20 protein-coding genes and 2 tRNA genes are annotated in these 18813 nt (G+C 54.6%); 6 read left to right on the forward strand and 16 right to left on the reverse strand.

All coding sequences use genetic code 11. The annotated features are described in order from the left end of the window. Positions 1–30: 30 nt before the first annotated feature. Entirely contained in the window at positions 31–480 is a 450-nt protein-coding gene (locus DY250_RS09285) for a DNA polymerase III subunit chi (RefSeq protein WP_115612055.1), read from the reverse strand. Then, positions 477–1781 (reverse strand): J domain-containing protein, encoded by a 1305-nt coding sequence (locus DY250_RS09290; protein WP_115612056.1) that lies wholly within the window; start codon positions 1779–1781, stop codon positions 477–479. Before DY250_RS09290 ends, DY250_RS09285 begins: the two co-directional genes overlap by 4 nt. A 119-nt stretch (positions 1782–1900) precedes the next feature. Between DY250_RS09290 and upp the strand changes: the two genes are divergently transcribed. Continuing rightward, positions 1901–2536, forward strand: coding sequence for a uracil phosphoribosyltransferase (gene upp, locus DY250_RS09295; protein WP_006985359.1), 636 nt, complete (start codon positions 1901–1903; stop codon positions 2534–2536). 182 nt (positions 2537–2718) lie between these two features. On the opposite strand, the gene DY250_RS09300 is transcribed toward upp, so the two are convergent. Further along, positions 2719–3804 carry a metallophosphoesterase gene (locus DY250_RS09300; protein ID WP_245951091.1) on the reverse strand — a complete coding sequence of 362 codons (1086 nt, stop codon included), beginning with the start codon at positions 3802–3804 and terminating at the stop codon, positions 2719–2721. 54 nt (positions 3805–3858) lie between these two features. On the opposite strand from DY250_RS09300, the gene gloA reads away from it, so the two are divergent. Further along, on the forward strand, positions 3859–4371 hold the full coding sequence (gene gloA, locus DY250_RS09305) for a lactoylglutathione lyase (protein ID WP_115612058.1): 513 nt from the start codon (positions 3859–3861) through the stop codon (positions 4369–4371). Between the two features lie 151 nt (positions 4372–4522). Here gloA and guaB read toward each other — a convergent pair whose 3' ends face one another. The 13 genes from guaB to DY250_RS09365 form a co-directional block, all read right to left on the reverse strand. After that, on the reverse strand, positions 4523–5974 hold the full coding sequence (guaB, locus tag DY250_RS09310; RefSeq protein WP_115612059.1) for an IMP dehydrogenase: 1452 nt from the start codon (positions 5972–5974) through the stop codon (positions 4523–4525). A 445-nt stretch (positions 5975–6419) separates the two neighbouring features. Then, entirely contained in the window at positions 6420–6608 is a 189-nt protein-coding gene (locus DY250_RS15120; RefSeq protein WP_218565574.1) for a hypothetical protein, read from the reverse strand. 61 nt (positions 6609–6669) lie between these two features. Further along, positions 6670–6996, reverse strand: coding sequence for a hypothetical protein (locus tag DY250_RS15125; RefSeq protein WP_218565575.1), 327 nt, complete (start codon positions 6994–6996; stop codon positions 6670–6672). Further along, a complete protein-coding gene (locus DY250_RS09320; protein WP_115612060.1) occupies positions 6993–7574 on the reverse strand; it encodes a GrpB family protein in 582 nt (193 codons plus the stop codon). The genes DY250_RS15125 and DY250_RS09320 overlap by 4 nt, the downstream gene beginning before the upstream one ends. After that, on the reverse strand, positions 7571–8188 hold the full coding sequence (locus DY250_RS09325) for a hypothetical protein (RefSeq protein ID WP_115612061.1): 618 nt from the start codon (positions 8186–8188) through the stop codon (positions 7571–7573). The genes DY250_RS09320 and DY250_RS09325 overlap by 4 nt, the downstream gene beginning before the upstream one ends. Before the next feature lie 341 nt (positions 8189–8529). Beyond that, positions 8530–8838: a PTS sugar transporter subunit IIB gene (locus DY250_RS09330; RefSeq protein WP_115612062.1), complete on the reverse strand. Its 309-nt coding sequence runs from the start codon at positions 8836–8838 to the stop codon at positions 8530–8532. 83 nt (positions 8839–8921) lie between these two features. Further along, positions 8922–9008, reverse strand: a tRNA-Leu gene (locus DY250_RS09335). A 104-nt stretch (positions 9009–9112) separates the two neighbouring features. After that, positions 9113–9418 carry an HU family DNA-binding protein gene (locus DY250_RS09340; RefSeq protein ID WP_006985371.1) on the reverse strand — a complete coding sequence of 102 codons (306 nt, stop codon included), beginning with the start codon at positions 9416–9418 and terminating at the stop codon, positions 9113–9115. Positions 9419–9636: 218 nt separating this feature from the next. Beyond that, a complete protein-coding gene (gene lon, locus DY250_RS09345) occupies positions 9637–12033 on the reverse strand; it encodes an endopeptidase La (RefSeq protein ID WP_115612063.1) in 2397 nt (798 codons plus the stop codon). A gap of 14 nt (positions 12034–12047) precedes the next feature. Further along, positions 12048–13295: an ATP-dependent Clp protease ATP-binding subunit ClpX gene (clpX, locus tag DY250_RS09350; protein ID WP_115612064.1), complete on the reverse strand. Its 1248-nt coding sequence runs from the start codon at positions 13293–13295 to the stop codon at positions 12048–12050. Positions 13296–13323: 28 nt separating this feature from the next. Next, positions 13324–13944 (reverse strand): ATP-dependent Clp endopeptidase proteolytic subunit ClpP, encoded by a 621-nt coding sequence (gene clpP, locus DY250_RS09355; RefSeq protein WP_115612065.1) that lies wholly within the window; start codon positions 13942–13944, stop codon positions 13324–13326. A gap of 220 nt (positions 13945–14164) precedes the next feature. Further along, on the reverse strand, positions 14165–15481 hold the full coding sequence (tig, locus tag DY250_RS09360) for a trigger factor (protein WP_115612066.1): 1317 nt from the start codon (positions 15479–15481) through the stop codon (positions 14165–14167). A gap of 45 nt (positions 15482–15526) precedes the next feature. Further along, positions 15527–15611 (reverse strand) — tRNA-Leu (locus DY250_RS09365). Positions 15612–15698: 87 nt separating this feature from the next. On the opposite strand from DY250_RS09365, the gene DY250_RS09370 reads away from it, so the two are divergent. From DY250_RS09370 to DY250_RS09385, 4 genes are read left to right on the forward strand one after another with little or no spacing between them, the layout of a single operon-like run. Then, positions 15699–16532, forward strand: coding sequence for an ABC transporter permease (locus DY250_RS09370; RefSeq protein ID WP_245951092.1), 834 nt, complete (start codon positions 15699–15701; stop codon positions 16530–16532). Between the two features lie 3 nt (positions 16533–16535). Continuing rightward, positions 16536–17264, forward strand: coding sequence for an ABC transporter ATP-binding protein (locus DY250_RS09375; protein ID WP_115612068.1), 729 nt, complete (start codon positions 16536–16538; stop codon positions 17262–17264). Continuing rightward, positions 17254–18402 carry a UDP-galactopyranose mutase gene (glf, locus tag DY250_RS09380; RefSeq protein ID WP_115612069.1) on the forward strand — a complete coding sequence of 383 codons (1149 nt, stop codon included), beginning with the start codon at positions 17254–17256 and terminating at the stop codon, positions 18400–18402. Before DY250_RS09375 ends, glf begins: the two co-directional genes overlap by 11 nt. Then, positions 18395–18757, forward strand: coding sequence for a TfoX/Sxy family protein (locus tag DY250_RS09385; protein ID WP_115612070.1), 363 nt, complete (start codon positions 18395–18397; stop codon positions 18755–18757). Before glf ends, DY250_RS09385 begins: the two co-directional genes overlap by 8 nt. Positions 18758–18813 lie beyond the last annotated feature (56 nt).

An 18813-nucleotide genomic window follows, 5' to 3' on the forward strand; every position in this document is an offset into this window, starting at 1 on the left:
ATGCACTTCGTCTGCAAGGTTTCCATGCTTTTATTTGCTGCCGTCCAGGCGGTGGGTTTGCGGTTCGAGACCGCGTTCGCGGTAGGCGGCATAGCGGTGGCGGGTGCTCGTCAGCACATCAGCCTGCGGGCTGACGATTTCAAAGACGCGACGGCAGCCGCGCGGCAGGTCAGGGGTGGTTTCGTTGCTGAGGTTGATGAACACGTCGCAGGCAGCGGCGCGCTCCGGCGGCACGGTGAGAACGGCGGCGGCTTCGCTTTCCAGCGGATCGCCGCTGCGGCAGTGCGGCAGGAAACTGTCAGCGCGGTAGTGCCACAGGGCGTGGTCAAGTTGTGCCGCCATGTTGTCATCGGCACAGAGGATGAGGGTTTTCAGCTGCTCCTGCTGGGCTTTTTCGGCGAGTTTGCAGGCGAGATCAAGGCGGTGTTCGAGGCCGCTGTCAGCGGGCAGGACGTAGAAACGGATGATGGGGGTGGTCATGATGCTTCCTCATCTTCGGACATGTCCCAGCAAGCTAGCCGGAGACTGTTGCCCACGGCGGCAAAAAGGCAGGCGGCAGCAAGGGCAGCGGGGACGGGCGCATCGCTGCGCAGCCGCCACAGTTGCCAACCGGTCTGGATGAGGACGGCGACGTAGGCGGTATTGGCAAAGAAGCGCAGGAAGTGTAGATCGTAGTCGCGGTAGCGGCGGGCGCCATCGGCAAGGCAGGGGATGAACCAGTAGAGGGCGAGGAGGGGGTCAGTGGCACTGAGATTGAGCGGAATGCCAAGGGTGATGCCGCTGTAAAGATAGTGACGGCGGGGAATGTCATCAGCAGGGACGCGGCTGTAGGCCAGGACAGCGGTAAGGATGCCGACAAGCGCGACGGGCAGATGCCAGGCGGCGGGGGCGTAGGTGCCGAGGACGGCGTAGCAGGCGAGCGCACCCGCGAAAAATGGCGCTGGAGCGATGAACGGCAGATTGGCACCACCACGCGCGATGCGCAGCTGGATGTGTCGCCATTGGCTATAGGCAAGGAGGATAGCGAGGCAGACTGCGGTCTGTCGCCAGTCCTGCCACCAGGCGAGGGCAGCTCCGAAGGCAAGGCCGAGTTGCGGCAGGCCGAAGCGGGGCAGCAGCATGGCAGCGTCCGGGAAGGCGGCACGGATGGCGTCGTCATCAAGATCAAGGTTGTGTTGCAGCTCGGCGAGGTCGCGGTCAACCACAAAGAGCAGGAGCATTTGCAGCGGGAAAGGCTGTTGCAGCCAGCGGGCCAGCGCCGGTGAGCGGACGGCGAGGAGGGACAGGGCTTTATCGCGCCTGCCGCAGATGATGAGGGCGCGCAGGTAGTCGGCACGCAGCGGATCGTCGGGGTCAAGACCGTGCAACAAACGGTATCTGTCCACCGCCCAGAGGAGGCTTTGCGGGTAGCGGCGCGGGCGGTCGCGCGCTTCGATCCAGCTGGAAAGGATTTCGCGGTAATCAAGCTGTTCGTCGATGGTCGGCAGCAAGCGGCTTTGTTCCTGGAAGAGCGCAAGCAGGGCGTCGTCGCTTTTAGCTTTGCGCCAACTGCGGCTGAGGGTACGCAGATCAAGCAGCAGCGCGTTGTCTGCGGGGCGGGTATAGACCGGCGCTGCCTCACCCGCACTGTATGCCAACGCTTCTTCGTAGGCCGCGCGCAGGGCGATGAATCCTTGCGGATCGCGGTCGGGGCGGTGCTGCTTGAGTTTTTGCGCGTAGGCGCGCTTGATGGCGGCTTCGTCGCGGGTGGGCGGGATGCCGAGGGTGTGCCAGTGATTCATGTCGCAGGGAAAGCGGAAAAGTGGTGATGATAGTGTGCCCCTGGCGGACGGGCAAGGCGCTGCGGAGGCGGGGTCGGCAGCTTATAATGCGGCCGTTTTTTCCACGACTGAGGTGTTTTATGAATCTGACGGTGATTGATCATCCGCTGGTGGCGCACAAGTTGTCGCTGATGCGCGAGGCGGATTGCAGCACATACAGCTTCCGCACATTGACGCGTGAGCTGGCACGGCTGATGGCTTATGAGGCCGGACGCGAGCTGCCGAGTGAGGAATATGTGTTGCAGGGTTGGTGCGGCGAGGTGACTGGACGGCGGCTTGCCGGCAAGACGCTGACGGTCGTGCCAATCCTGCGTGCGGGTCTGGGGATGCTGGATGGCGTACTCGATTTGATCCCGACGGCGAAGATCAGCGTGGTTGGCTTACAACGCGATGAGGAGACGCTGCAACCGGTGTCGTACTTCGAGAAGTTCACCAGCCGCATGAACGAACGCCCCGCCTGGATTATTGACCCGATGCTGGCCACCGGCGGCTCGCTGGCGGCAACGATTGATTTGCTGAAAAGCAAGGGCTGCAAGGACATCAAGGCGCTGGTGCTGGTCGCCGCGCCGGAAGGGGTGAAGCTGGTGAACGAGCGCCACCCTGATGTGAAAATTTTTGCCGCCGCGCTGGACAGTCATCTGAATGAACACGGCTATATCATCCCCGGCCTGGGGGACGCGGGGGACAAGATTTTCGGCACGGTGATGACGGCTTAATACCGCTGTATTTTTGCAATAAAGCCCCCACAAAAGGGGCTTTATTTTTATACACATTTAGCGGAATTCGCTACAAATCCACAAAAAACAGACAAAAATAAAGCCCGCATCCCTGCGAGCCGGTACCTATGTATCATCCTGATAGGGTGTATTATACATACAACAGTTCGGATGCCAAGTTTTTAAGATTTGATGTCATTCACATCTATCACAAAGATTTCAGAACGTGAGCCGAGACGCAGCGGCACGCCCCAAAAACCGTAGCCGGAAGAAACAAACACTTCCTTTCCCTCGATATTTTCATGGCCGTAAGCGAGGTGGTACATCGCTTGCACAATAAAATTGGCGGGGAAAACCTGGCCGCGGTGTGCATGTCCGGATACTTGCATATCCATCGCCGTTTGCACGTTGGCGGAAATGTCGCTGGGGCGGTGGTCGAGGACGATAATGGGCAGGTCGCGGCGCACCCCGTCAAGCAGGGTAGCGAGCGGTGGACGGTTGGCATGCATTTCGTCATCACGGCCAACCAGTACCAGACGATCAGCGACCACCACCGCTTCATCACGCAAAAGCCGCACACCACTATCGCGCAACGCCTGCGCGTTTTCTTCAGCATCGCCATAGAATTCATGATTGCCGAGCGTGGCATAGACACCGAGCGGCGCACGCAAAGCCTGCAAATGCGGCTGCATATTTTCTGCGCGGAAGGCGCGCACATTGTCGTTAATCACATCCCCCGGCAACAGGATGATGTCCACCTTTTCCTGCGCCATCAGCGCGGCAAGGCGATCCAGTTCGCGTGCGCCGTAGAAGAAATTGCCACCGAGATGAATATCGGAAGCGACGCCGATACGCAGCGGCGCCATCGCTTTTGGCAACCTCACCTGATAATGGCGCACGACCGTCGCGTTGGCGTTAAAAAATCCCCAGGCAAAAAGCGCCGCAAAGCCCGCCGGCAAAAACACGCGCAGCAACCGCGCTGCCCGCTGCGGGGCAAAACGCCTGCCGATACGGTACAGCGGATAAGCAACCGCTGCCACCATGAACCACAGCCACAGCGACGCGATCATCCAGGCCTGCACAATAAAAAGGACGGGAAACAGGCGGGTCATCGTGACCAGCAGCAACCCGTCGGCGAGGACAAAAATCGATGCCGTGAGGCGACGGCGGGGGCGGTCACCCAGCAAAAAACGCAGCGAGCGGGCGAACACCCACAGCAGCAATTGCATCACAAGAAAAACGAACAAAACAAAAAACCAGCGCGGCATATACATATCCAGTTGCTAAAATGGCGCGCCATCATAAAGGAAACGGAGAAAACCATGACCTTCACCGGCATCAGCGCCGAAGGCGCCTGCAACAACCACAACCCGGCCACCCAAGGCTTCACCTACAACCACACCATGCTGCGCGTGAAAGACCCGGCCAAATCGTTGGACTTCTACACCCGTATCCTCGGCATGACCCTGGTGCGCAAAAGCGACTACGAAGGCGGTAAATTCAGCCTCTACTTCCTCGTGATGCTCAGAGGCGACGAGCAGATTCCCGCCGATGAACAAGAACGCCGCCGCTGGATCGCGCGGCAAAGCGGCGTCCTCGAACTCACCCACAACTGGGGCACGGAAACAGATCCCGCCTTCAGCTACCACAACGGCAACAGCGAACCACGTGGCTACGGGCATATCTGCATCAGCGTGCCGGACTTCGACGCGGCTATCCGCTGGTTCGACGCCAACCACGTCCCCTACCAAAAACGCCCGGAAGAAGGGACGATGCGCGACATCGCCTTCATCAAGGACCCGGACGGCTACTGGGTGGAAATCATCAAAGGCTGATACCAATCCCCTTCATACACGCCAAAAGTCCTCATCCTCCGGCCCGCACAGCGGCAAAACCCTGCAACTACGCCGCTTGGCGGGCGTAGGCATAGGCATCATGGGCAAAAACGAAAAAGGCAGGCCGCAGCCTGCCTTTTAATTTCCCTGCCTAGCGGCGGTAGTTCGGCGGTTCTTTGGTAATAGTCACGTCGTGGACATGCGATTCTTGCATACCGGCGTTGCTGATACGCACGAAGCGCGGTTTGCTGCGCATTTCCGCGAGATTGTGGCAGCCGGTATAGCCCATTGAGGCACGCAGGCCACCCATCAGTTGTTCGATAACGCCGGAGACCAGGCCTTTGTAAGGCACGCGGCCTTCGATACCTTCCGGCACGAGTTTTTCCGCTTTTTGCCCGCTCTGGAAGTAGCGGTCGGAGGAACCGGCCGCCATCGCGCCGATGGAGCCCATGCCGCGATAGGCTTTGTAGGAGCGGCCTTCGTAGAGTTCAACTTCGCCGGGCGATTCTTCGGTGCCGGCGAGCAGACCGCCGACCATCACCGCGTGTGCGCCGGCGGCGATGGCTTTGGCGATGTCGCCGGAGTAGCGGATACCGCCGTCGGCGATGATGCTGACTTCACGTCCGGCAAGGGCTTTGGCGACGTTGCTGATGGCCGAGATTTGCGGCACACCAACACCCGCGACGATGCGGGTGGTGCAGATGGAGCCGGGACCAATGCCAACTTTAACCACGTCCGCGCCAGCATCCGCCAAAGCGATGGCGGCTTCAGCGGTGGCGATGTTGCCGCCGACGATGACGAGTTCCGGGAATTGGCGGCGCAATTCACGCACGCGATCAAGCACTCCTTTGGAATGACCGTGCGCGGTGTCCACCACCAGCACGTCCACGCCTGCTTTGGTGAGCAGTTCGATGCGTTCTTCACTGTCGCCGCCGGGGCCGATGGCAGCACCGACACGCAGGCTTTCGTTACTGTCCTTGCAGGCAAAGGGGTAGTCACGTGCGCTACGCAGGTCTTTGACGGTAACAAGGCCTTTCAGGCGGTATTCGTCGTCAATAAGCAGCACTTTTTCAATACGCCGTTCTTGCAGCAACAGTTTGATTTCGCTGGTGCTTGCCGATTCTTTGGCGGTAACGAGCCTATCCTGCGGGGTCATGTAGTCGCGCACGAGTTCGTGGTCTTCGGCATAGCGCAGGTCGCGGCGGGTAACGATGCCGACCACTTTGCCGTTCTCAATCACCGGCAGTCCGGAAAATTTGTGTTCGTGGGTACATTCGCGCACTTCGCCAACGGTTGCCAGCGGCGTGGTGGTGAGCGGGTCGCGGATGACGCCGGACTCAAAGCGCTTCACTTTGCGCACTTCCGCTGCCTGCTGCGCCGGCGTCATGTTTTTATGGATGATGGCAATGCCGCCGAGCTGGGCGAGGGCGATGGCGAGGCGGGCTTCGGAAACGGTATCCATCGCGGCGGAAAAGAGGGGGATGTTAAGCCGGATGTCGCGGGCGAGGCGGACGGATAAGTCCACATCGCGCGGCAGAACATCGGAAAAATCAGGAACGAGCAAGACGTCGTCGAATGTGAGTGCTTCTTCAATAATACGCATGGGGTGCCTCTGAAATGACAGTGGCGGTGTATTTTAACAGGCGGGGCTTCGTTCACGACAAAAAAGCGCCTTCGTCCGGCTCTGTGTCTGCAACAAGCCCTGCAACCACGCCACTTGACGGGGCCAGTGTTTACGCCGCTTGGAGGACCAGTGTTTACGCCGCTTGACGAGGCCAGTGTTTACGCCACTTGACGAGGCCAGTGTTTACGCCACTTGACGAGGCCAGTGTTTATACCGCTTTGACGGAGCCAGTGTTTATACCGCTTGACGGGGCCAGTGTTTACGCCGCTTGACGAGGCCAGTGTTTACGCCGCTTGACGAGGCCAGTGTTTACGCCGCTTAGCGGGGCCTGCATTTACGCTGCTTGATGGGCCAGTGTTTACGCCGCTTGACGAGGCCAGTGTTTACGCCGCTTGGCGGGTCCAGTATTTATGCCGCTTGGTAGTCAGCTCTGGATATTTTGTGACACCCAAAGTGACAGATCTTGCCGATTCAGCGTGGCCGCCATCAGATCGGAGAAGCGGTCGGGTGTGCAGGTGAAAACAGGCACACCGAAGCCAGTGAGGAAAGCGGCATGGCTTTTGTCGTAAAACGGTGCGCCGTCGTCGCTTAGGGCGAGCAGCTCTTCAACCACCCTGCGTACCACTCACGTGCGAGCGCCTTATTCTTCTCCGGGATGACGCGGCTGAGGCTCATCAGGGTCGCAACCAGATGCACATCCGGCACAACGTTTGCCAGCATTTTCTTCTCCGTGAGTAAACTGGAGAGATTGAGGCGCTTGACCGCGACTGCATTATCTGCACCACCGACTGCGGGAAAAACTCGCGGATATTGCCCAGCCAGGTGCTGACCTCCGGCGCGGATGTACCCAAGCCACCGCGCCGCTCGCGTTTGTCGGATTCATCATAGAGTGCCGCCAGCGCCTTGTCCATCCGCAGCTCGCGCTCGCCCAGCACACAGCCGGTCGTTTCCTGCGCTTCAGTGCCCAGTACCAGCCGCCAGCGTTGCATAATGTCATTCATACAGAATCCTCCGTGTTGATAGGCGCATGATAAAGCGACTTGGCCACCTGCGTGTATCGGCGGATGAAATCGCCTTTGGCAGCCATGTAGCCATCCCGGTCATGTTCGTAGCGATGCCACAGCGACAATTTCAAGGCTTCATATGCCCGCGCAATGGCAGGATGCGTTTGCAAATAATCGCGGAAATAAAGTTCGTCATTGTCTTGTGGCAGGCGAAGATGGACATGGAAAACTTTATCGGCAAAGCCTTGCGGCGTGTAGCCTTTATTGAGGGAAATGCGCTGTTCATTGGCAGACATTTGCAAATAGCCGTGCGCTACCAATACAGCAGTAACGCGTTGCATGGTTTGCCTGTCGGTAACTTCCAGCAAGATATCAATAATTGGTTTGGCCCAAATAGCAGGAATTGCCGTGCTGCCGATATGATGAATATGGACATGTTCCGGATGGAGATATTGCCGTAATAATGCCGCTTCTTCCTGATACCAATCCGCCCAAACGGGATTATGCGGGGTAAGCTCGATGGGGAATAATTGCCATAATTCGGCAAGCGTCATTTCCGTTAGTGGTTTATTCATATGCCGAAAAGATGAATGGTTTGCGATAAAGATTCTGCAGCAATACGATCTTTGCCAAAGGGTAATTGCAGAATATGGACGGTCTTATCCCTTTCTTTATAATGAATTTCCAGCGTGTAGGTTTCTTTGCTCTCAACCGAGACACTTTCACTAAAATAATTACCCCAGACAAAACCGCTGCTGCGAGTGCGGTCCTTGCTGTCTGTCACGATCCGGCACTGCAGAATATCCGCCTTGTCGATGACGATAGGCGCATAATCGTTATCGGCACGCAACAGCGCGATTTTGCATTGCGCGGTATCAAGCGCTAATAAGCTCAACGGTTCTTTTTCCCAATGCCCCATATGGATGGTTAATCCCAATTCAGCGATAGCCTGCGTTATCAAATGCCGACGGCGGGATTCATTCCATTTGCTCAGAACATATAGCGGAGGCATGACAATAACCATCTGTACCAGCAGTATCTTGCCAAAGCCAACCAGCTGGCGGTCATTGAGCAAATCATCGGCAAAGACAAACAAAGAGACACAGACGGTAATAGCAAACGCGCAGCTAAAGAGGCGGTTTTCATTTTTAGAGATCGTCTTGAGTTTTCGGATAGGTGGGTACTGCATGATTTAAAACGCGGAGAAAAGAAGAGAGCACCAACTCTGCGGGAAAAGACGCTACCTAGCGATTCGCATGAAGAGCATGCAGATATGGTGAGAAAATTTTTCCAAACAATGCGATATATTCGTCGTCCTATTATTTTTGCCCTGCTTGTTCTTACGGGAAAGAGGATTCTAGCTATTACTGCTAACGCCCGTGAATTATGGACACTAAAATCCGTTGCGGGCTCTTGGCAAAACCTATTGCCAAGGGACAGCAAGGCTGCATGCGTTATCCAGATAAGATTTTTATGGCTTTGAATGCTGTATGGAGAGAAAGGCCGGATAGCCGCCCGTTTTTAGCGCGCCTAATCCATACCCGTTGTATTAGGCGCAAGCCCCGCATTTTGCAGACGCAGACGGATTTCTTCTAACGATAGAATATTGCGCATACCGATTACGACCGTCCCCTTAGCCGCCGCATTTTTGAAAAGGCTGGCAAAGCTGGTGGCACAGAAAATGACATCGTATTGTTCGGCAATATCCTTTGCCTTGACAATCGCGCAGTAATCAATCTTTTCAAAGGGAATTTCGAATTCTTGCAGTACCAGCTCGACCTTGTTTTTCATGATGGGGCCGGTACTGGTGCCGTGTGCGCAAGTTACGAGAATTTTCATGCGAACTCCTAGATGCTCGTCTATCGAGAGTGTTGTATATAAACAACATAAAGAAAAGCCCCGCAAGCGGGGCTTTTTATAATTGGTGCCTAAGGAGAGACTCGAACTCTCAAGGTGTTACCACCGGCGGATTTTGAATCCGCTGCGTCTACCAGTTCCGCCACTCAGGCTAGGCAGGGCGTGCATTATAAAGTTTTTTCTTTTGCTTGCAACGTTTTTTACACCCTATTTTGTAAAAGACGGCCTTATTTATTGCCATCTTTTTTAGGATGATTTATTTGCCTTTTTTGCCTTTCCCTTTGGCAGAGGCATTAAGAGCATCTTTCAATTTTTTACCTGCTTTGAATGCAGGAGTTGTGCTGGCAGCAATTTGGATTTCTTTGCCCGTTTGCGGGTTACGGCCAGTACGGGCTGCACGTTCACGGGTTTCAAATGTACCAAAGCCAATCAATGTAACTTTTTCGCCTTTTTTCAGGGTTTCGGTCACACTTTCGAGTACGGCATCCAGCGCTCTACCAGCTTGTGCTTTGGTAATATCCGCAGCGGCAGCAATAGCATCAACTAATTCCGTCTTGTTCATAAATCTACCTTTTTTGTGAGTTTTACAGGATTAGACGGCGCTCTTACTACGCCGACGGCGAAATTCTATACAGTCATAGTGGCGGGGTGCAATCTTTTTTTCACTTTTTTGTTGCGTTTTTACCACGTTAGCGTGGTATTTCTGCTAATCATATGTTTTCATGGATATTATTAAGCCACCTATTAGGTGGCTATTTGGGGCTTTGCTGGTTTTTCTACCTAGCAGCGCACGTTTTTTACGGCCTCAGTGCTAATCGGAGGCGGTTGTTTATGCGTGCCCAACCGCTGGCTGAGGGGAATTTCCGATGCTTCAAAGGCATGTTCAAAGACTTGCTCAATGTGGTTGACCGGAATGATGATCAGCGCATCCTTGACTTCGTCAGGGATATCGCGCAGGTCTTTACGGTTTTCTTCCGGAATCAGTACGGTTGTGATGTGACTGCGCACGGCGGCCAGCAGTTTTTCTTTCAAACCACCAATGGCCAGCACGCGTCCATGCAGGGTGATTTCACCGGTCATGGCGAGGTCTCCACGCACCGGGATTTTACACAGTGCCGAAAGCAATGCGGTTGCCATGCCGATGCCGGCGCTAGGACCATCTTTCGGGGTTGCACCTTCTGGTAGGTGCATATGGATGTCGTATTCGTCATAACGCAGATCGGGCAAATGAGTTTCGAGATAGCTGCGAATGACGGACGATGCAGCCTGTATGGATTCTTTCATCACGTCGCCGAGTTGCCCGGTCAGATTAAGTTTACCCTTACCCCGAAAGACGGTTGCCTCGATTTGTAAGGTCTCACCACCGACGGATGTCCAAGCAAGGCCGGTCACACAACCAATTTTGTTGCGCAGGTCATCTTCGCTACGACGGTATTTGGCGACGCCGAGGTAATCTTCCAGGTTAGCGCGATCTATGGTGATACTCTTGATCTCCGGAGTCAGCAGTTTGCGCACGCTTTTCCGCGCTAATTTGCCAATTTCCCGCTCAAGGTTACGTACGCCTGCTTCGCGAGTATAGTCTTCGATGATATCGTTGATGACACCGTCTTCCAGTTGGAATTCATTTTTGTGCAGCCCATGTTCGCGGATTTGGCGCGGCAGGATGTAACGCGTGGCGATTTCGTTTTTTTCGCGGCTGGTATAACCAGGCAAGCGAATAACCTCCATGCGATCCAGCAGCGGGACTGGAATATTCAGAGTGTTGGCGGTAGCAATGAAGAGTACGCTGGACAGATCCACATCGGTCTCCAGATAGTGGTCGCTGAATGCGGAGTTTTGCGCCGGATCAAGGACTTCAAGTAAAGCGGAAGCAGGGTCGCCACGGTGATCCATGCCCATTTTATCGATTTCATCCAGCAAAATAAGCGGGTTGTTGCTGCCGAGTTTGCACAATTTCTGCACAATTTTGCCCGGCAGGGAGCCAATGTAGGTACGGCGGTGACCGCGAATCTCGGCTTCATCATGTACGCCGCCGAGTGAGATACGATCGAAGTCGCGTCCGGTCGCCTCGGCGATGGATTTACCCAGCGAGGTTTTACCCACGCCAGGTGGACCAACGAGGCAGATAATCGGCCCTTTACCGTTTCTGTTGCGCTTTTGTACGGCAAGGTAATCGAGGATGCGTTCTTTAACGTCTTTGAGACCGTAATGATCGCGATCAAGAATTTTTTCAGCGCGGGCAATGTCGTACTGACTGCGGCGACGTTTTGACCACGGGTAATCAATCATCCATTCAAGATAGTTACGGATGACGTTTGCTTCGGCCGACATGGGCGACATTTGTTTGAGTTTATTCAGCTCGGACAAAGCCTTTTTCTCTGCATCGGCAGACATGCCGGCATCTTTAATAGATTTTTCCAGTTGTTCGACGTCATTCAAGGCGTCTTCCATCTCGCCCAATTCTTTCTGGATGGCCTTGATTTGTTCGTTCAGATAGTATTCGCGCTGGTTGCGTTCCATTTGCTGCTTGACCCGCTTGCGGATTTTGCGGTCAAGGTCAGTTTTTTCGAGTTCTTCTTCCAGAATAATCAGGATGTGCTGTAAGCGTTCGCTGAGAATCACGCTGTCTAGAATGGCGATACGCCGTTCCAGTGTGAGATCCATATGCGCAGCAATGGTGTCGGCAATGCGTCCAGGATTATTCAGTTGACGCAGGTTTTGCAGCAGGTCATCCGCGTTTTTATCGTTCTCTTTGAGAAAACGGGCAAATTGTTCGACGGCTGTTTTGGCCATCGCCCGCTGCTCGTCGGTAGCGACATTATCCGCTTCCGGCTGTCCATAATCGCGATAGCTCGCTTGCAGATAGCTGCTATTGTCCTGCCATTGCTCTATTTCGACACGCCGCAGGCCTTCTACGAGCACTTTGACGGTGCCATCAGATAGTTTCGCCATCTGGACGATACGGCCAACCGTGCCGATGGGATGCAGATCGGCAATTTCCGGTTCGCGCACAGTAGCGTCTTTCTGCGGCACCAGCAGCAGTTGTTCCTGGTTTTCTTTGTTAGCAGCTTCCAGGGCGGCAATGGATTTTTCTCTGCCAACGAAAAGCGGCACGATAACGTGAGGGTAAACGACGACGTCGCGCAGTGGCAATACGGGAAGGTTGTTTTCTTGCATCAGGTTTCTTCGGTTCAGGCGGTGACTTTTTGGTGTGTTTGGGGGGCGCTGCCTTGCAGGATGGTGTCAGCGGTAACGGTCACTTTGTTAATGTCTTTCTGATCTGGCAGGACGAACATGGTATCCAGCAAGGTCTGCTCAACGATGGAACGCAGGCCGCGTGCGCCGGTTTTGCGGCTGATGGCTTTTTGCGCAATAGCATGCAGCGCTTCTGGCGTAAATTCGAGCGCTACGTCTTCATAACCAAAGATTTTCTCGAATTGGCGCACGATAGCATTTTTCGGCTCAGTCAGGATGTGCACCAGCGCGTCTTCGTCAAGGGTATCCAGCAGGGCGATAATGGGTAGGCGACCGACAAATTCGGGAATCAGACCGAATTTGACCAAGTCTTCCGGCTCAACTTGTTGCAGCAGACGATTGTTGTTCTCATCCGCCTCCGCTTTGGTATGTACATGGGCACCAAAACCGATACCGCCCTGTTCGGTGCGCTTGGCAATCAGTTTTTCCAGCCCGGCAAAAGCCCCGCCACAGATAAAGAGGATGTTGGTGGTATTGACGTGGATGAGTTCTTGTTGCGGGTGCTTGCGTCCGCCTTGCGGCGGTACGGCAGCGACTGTGCCTTCAACCAGTTTGAGTAGGGCTTGTTGCACGCCCTCACCTGATACGTCACGGGTAATAGACAGGTTCTCGCTCTTGCGCGCAATTTTGTCGATTTCGTCAATGTAGATGATGCCTTTTTCAGCGCGAGTCACATCGTTGTCGCAGTTCATCAGCAGTTTTTGCACGATGGTTTCCACGTCTTCGCCAACGTAACCGGCCTCGGTTAAGGCTGTGGCATCGGCGATGGCAAAGGGCACATCAAGGCATTTGGCCAGAGTCTGTGCGAGCAGGGTCTTGCCTGATCCGGTTGATCCAATCATCAGGATGTTACTTTTTACAATTTCCACACCATCGTCAGCTTTTTGCTGATTCAGCAGCAGGCGTTTGTAGTGGTTGTACACCGCAACAGCCAGCGTTTTTTTGGCTTGATGCTGGCCAATGATGTAGTCATCAAGGAAGGCTTTGATTTCCGACGGGGTCGGTAACGGCTTGCCTTCAAATAAGGACGGGGTCTCTGCAACAGGAGCGCCGTCTTTCAGCATGTCACCGCAGAGGGTGATACATTCGTCGCAAATATTGATGCCGTCCGGCCCAGAAATCAGGCGGCGGACTTCGCTATCCGGTTTGTGGCAGAAGGAGCAGCGGTGGTGTTTGTCAGTCATAATTGGCTCCGGAATTCGGGATAAGGCCTTAGGAAGCGGCAAGATCAGTGCGCGAGGTGGTCACATGATCCACCAGGCCGTAATTAACCGCTTCTTGCGCAGATAGGAAGTTGTCGCGATCGGTATCGCGTTCAATTTTTTCCAGCGGTTGACCGCTGTGCTTGGCCAGTAATTCATTCAAGGTGGCCTTGGTTTTGAGCAGCTCGCGGGCATGGATTTCAATGTCAGATGCCTGTCCGCCCAAGCCGCCACTAATCAGCGGTTGGTGAATCATGACGCGGCTGTGCGGCAGGGCATAGCGTTTGCCCCTGGTGCCGGCAGAAAGCAGAAAGGCGCCCATACTCGCCGCTTGGCCGAGACAGAGGGTGGAAACATCGGGTTTAATGAAGTTCATGGTGTCGTAGATGGACATGCCGGCGGTAACAGAGCCGCCCGGTGAGTTGATGTAAAGGTGGATATCCTGATCCGGATTTTCTGCTTCAAGAAAGAGTAGCTGGGCGACGACTAAGTTGGCAGAGGCATCGTTTACTGGGCCGACGAGGAAAATGACCCGTTCTTTCAACAAACGAGAATAGATGTCATAAGAACGTTCACCACGACCAGTCTGTTCGATGACCATCGGGATGAGTAGATTATCTTGAATGTCCATGTGTTTTCTCCTGGAAAAGGCTAGTCCCCGATGTGCGGGTGGTTGATAAAAATTTCAAGGCTGGGATGTAAAGCACGCTTTGAAGCGAGGCAACTAGGCGGTTTCTATGAAGGTGATACCCGTCCAAGCGAGACAGCCGCGCTGTTTTTTAGACGCGGCAAGTATGACAGGCAGAAATAAATGAAGGGCAGCCCAAGGCTGCCCTGCGAGTGCGAAATACTTAACCGCGCTGCTGGCCAAGTGCCATGACTTCCTGGAAGGTTTTTTCTTCCTCGCTGACCTGCGCCTGTTCGTAAAGCTGATCAATCAGTCGTTCTTCAAGGATCGCCGCTTCAAGATTTGTCCGCGCATCGCGGTCATTATTATAGAAATTGATAATTTCCTGCGGGTCTTCGTAGGTTGTCGCAATAGACTGGATGCGCGCCTCAACACGTGCTTTATCCAGCTCAGGTTTGCGCTCATCAAAGAGTTTATTGATTAGCAAACTAAGACGTACGCGACCACGTGCTGCTTCGTCAAAGACTCGGGTCGCCAGTTCTTCACGTGCTTTGGCGTCAGGTATTTGCCGCTCTAGTTGCATTTCGCGCGCCATACGGGCAATTTCGTTGCGTACCATACCTTCAGCGACGGGCTGTTCGGCATTTTTTTCCAGCAATGCATCAAACATATAGGCACGACGAATACGCAACATAGCATTATTCAGCTCACGAGCCATGTTGTCATAAATAGCTTTGCGGAAGGCATCAACATCCCCATCCTTGATACCGAAAGCTTGGATAAAAGTCCCATCCACTTCAGGAAGATTGAGCTGTTCAACTTTTTTGACGGTCGCAGTAAATTGCGCTGTTTTACCAGCCACATCTTTACCGTGATAATCTTCCGGGAAATGAACGTCAAAAGTACGCTCTTCCCCTGCTTTACCACCTCGCAGCCCCTGTTCGAAATCCGGCAACATCTGGCCGTTACCGATGATGAAGTTCACGTTTTCACCACTACCGCCATCAAAGGCGACATCATCAATTCTGCCAACAAAATCTACGGTCACGCGGTCACCGTCTTCTGCGGCCTTATCAACTTCGACAAAGGTACCTTGCTGACGGCGCAAGGTAGTAATCATGTCATCGACATCTTTATCGCCGATAGTGGTATGCGGCAGGGTAATGCTGATGCTATCCAATCCTTGCACATTCACTTCCGGCATAACCTCGAAAGTAGCGATGTATTTGACCGGTTCGTTAACCGCCATGCCAGAGACCAGTTCGATTTGCGGGGATGCCGCCGGAGCGTAACCGCCATCCTTGATAGCTTCGCGGTAGGTTTCATCAATGATTTCACCGAGAACGTCTTGACGGACACTGTCGCCGTATTTTTGCTTCACGACAGCAGGCGGCACTTTGCCAGGACGGAAACCGTCAATCCGGATACGTGGACGGATGTCCTTCAAGCGTTTTTCAACTTCCTGATCCAACCGTTCCGCCGGAACCTCAACCGTTAATTTATGTGTCAGACCTTCCAAATGTTCAACGGATGATTGCATGCTGTCCTCGATTCAATATGGCAACTGCCAAAAATGTAAGAAAACTGGTGCGAAAGGAGAGACTCGAACTCTCAAGGGTTGCCCCACTGGAACCTAAATCCAGCGCGTCTACCAATTTCGCCACTCTCGCAGTAAAAGAAGCGGCGCATTTAAGCATAGGGTCTGGAGAAATGCAAGAAAGCCTTGCCATACCTTACATTGCTTTGTAAGGGCAATTATGGATAATTGCGTCGTTTTGTCTTCAATAATGAGGCGTTATATCTTGATGAGAAATGATGCAATGGTAGATATCCGTCGTGGTATCGCCGCTTTCCGCCTGTGGCAGGCTTTGGCGAAGCAGGATATTCGCCTGAAATACCGCCGTTCCACCTTGGGGCCGTTTTGGATTACGTTGAGTATGGCGGTCACGGTGTCGGCTATGGGACCTTTATATGGGACGCTGTTTGCCATTGATTTGTCGAATTTTGTTCCGCATTTGGCGCTGGGCCTGATCTTCTGGGCTTTTATTGCCGGGTCGCTGACGGAATATGCCGAGACTTTCACCGCGAACGAACATATCCTTAAACAGTCCTACTTACCGCTTTCGGCGCTGGTGCTGCGGGTGTTTTACCGGCAACTACTGATTCTGTTGCACAACCTCTTGATTTACCCGCTGGTGATGCTTTTCCTTGGCATTCCTGTCAACGGCAATGTCTTCTGGTTGCTGCCCGCCTTCCTGCTGGTCGCAATCAATATCCTTTGGCTGGGGCTGATCATCGCCATTTTCTGCACCCGTTTCCGCGACATGCTGCCGGTCATCCAGAGCGTCGTGACCCTATTGTTTTTCGTCACACCGATTATCTGGCAGCTGCAACAGCTGCCACCCACGCGTCTGCATATTGCCCAAATCAACCCGTTCACCTCACTGATTACGCTGCTACGCGATCCCGTATTGGGCCACCGACCCGATACCCTCTATTGGCAGGTAGCGGCGGTCTTTGCCGTCGTCGGTTCGCTATTCGCGGTGTGGGTGTTCAGCCTCACCCGCCGCAAAATCACCTACTGGCTATAACCCATGCGTATCACAGCAGACGACGTCAGCGTCACCTTTCCCGTCTTTGACGCCCATCAGCGTTCTTTCAAAAAAACCTTCTTCAAGGCAGCGGCAGGCGGCGGACTAAACAGCTTCCGCAAAGGCTTTGCCGAAATTGAAGCACTGAAACACATCAGTCTTGACATCCGCGAAGGCGAACGCGTCGCCTTGGTCGGGCATAACGGTTCCGGTAAAACCACCCTGCTGCGCATCTTCGCTGGCGTCTATGCGCCATCCAGCGGTCACATCGCCGTCGAAGGCAAAGTGACCAGTCTGCTGGATGCCATGCTTGGCATGGACGGCGAGGCAACAGGTTTTGAAAACATCCGCATGCGCGGTCTCTTCCTCGGCCTCTCGCCGAAACAAATCGAAAATATCACTGATGAAGTCGTCGAATTCAGCGAACTGGGTGACTTCATCAATATGCCGGTACGTACCTATTCCAGCGGCATGGTGCTGCGTCTGGCCTTTTCTATCTCGACCAGTCTGCAACCGGAAATCCTCCTGATGGACGAATGGATGAGCGTCGGCGACGAAGCTTTCCGCCAGAAAGCCGAGGCGCGGCTAATGCGCTTCATCGAACACGCGGGCATCCTCGTCTTTGCCACCCACGACTTCGACCTCGCCAAGCGCCTTTGCAACCGCATGCTCATCCTCGAACACGGCCGCATCGTGCGCGAAGAACACACGGAGAACTCTCATGACCAATAAAAGCATCCTTATCGTCGGTGCCGGCTTTTCCGGCGCCACCATCGCCCGTACCCTCGCCGAAGCGGGATTATCAGTGGATATCATCGACAGCCGCGATCACCTCGCCGGCAACTGCCACAGCGCGCGCGACGCCGAAACCGGCGTGATGGTGCACATTTACGGCCCGCACATCTTCCATACTGACGACAGCGAAGTCTGGGACTTCATCCGGCGCTACGGCACCATGATGTCCTACACCAACCGCGTCAAAAGCACCGTGGGCGGTCAAGTCTATTCCCTGCCCATCAACTTGCACACCATCAACCAGTTCTACGGCAAAGCCCTGCGTCCGGACGAAGCACGTGCCTTTCTCGCAGAACAAGCGGACAACAGTATCGCCGAGCCGCAGAACTTCGAAGAACAGGCGCTGAAATACGTTGGTCGCGCCTTATATGAAGCCTTCTTCAAAGGCTACACGCAAAAACAGTGGGGGCTTGACCCGCGCACCCTGCCCGCATCCATCCTCAAACGTCTGCCAGTGCGCTTCAACTACAACGACAACTATTTCGCGCACCGCTACCAGGGCATACCGCAAGACGGCTACACCGCTATCGTCTCCACCATGCTGGATCATCCCAACATCCATCTGCGCCTCAACACCCGCTACCAGCGCAGCGACAGTGCCGCCTACGCCCATACCTTTTACAGCGGCCCGCTGGACGGCTACTTCGACTACCAGCACGGCCGCCTCGACTACCGCACCCTCGATTTCGAGCGCTTCACCGCCACAGGGGACTACCAGGGCACCGCCGTGATGAACTACGGCGATTTGGACGTTCCCTATACCCGCATTACCGAACACAAACACTTCGCCCCGTGGGAAAATCACGACAACACCGTCTGCTACCGCGAATACAGCCGTGCCTGTGGCGAAAATGACCTGCCCTACTACCCCATCCGTCTCACTGCTGCCCAACCACTGCTTGATACCTACCAGCAAGCGGCGCGCGGCCTTGAGAACATCACCTTCATCGGGCGGCTGGCCACCTACCGCTACCTCGACATGGACGTCACCATCCGCGAAGCACTGGACGCCGCGCGCGCCTACCTCGCCGCCCAAACAAACGGCAGCCCCGTCCCCGTCTTCCTGCATGACTGATACCGTTCTGATAGACCGCATCCGTACCGCCCTCGCCGGCGAAATCGACATCCGCGAAGTCAACATGTTCGGGGGACTGGCCTTTATGGTGCGTGAACACATCCTCGCTTGCGTCGCCATTGCCAAGAGCACCCTGCTACTGCGCGTTGCCCCCGCTGACCATGCCCACTACCTACAACAAACAGGCATCAGTCCAGCCGAAATGGGAGCCGGATGCCGCATGGGGGCAGGCTGGATCAACCTCGCTCACAGCATCATCACCAGCGATGCCGATCTCTACCGCTGGCTGGACATTGCGCTCACCCATAACCGCAGCCTGCCGCCGAAAACACCTCGCAAAAGGGGAAAATCATGAACCTGCACCCTATCATTGCACACATGCCCGAAGAGCGCTTCTGGGGCATTATTGCC

This window comes from Cardiobacterium valvarum (assembly GCF_900460955.1).
Classification (GTDB): domain Bacteria; phylum Pseudomonadota; class Gammaproteobacteria; order Cardiobacteriales; family Cardiobacteriaceae; genus Cardiobacterium; species Cardiobacterium valvarum.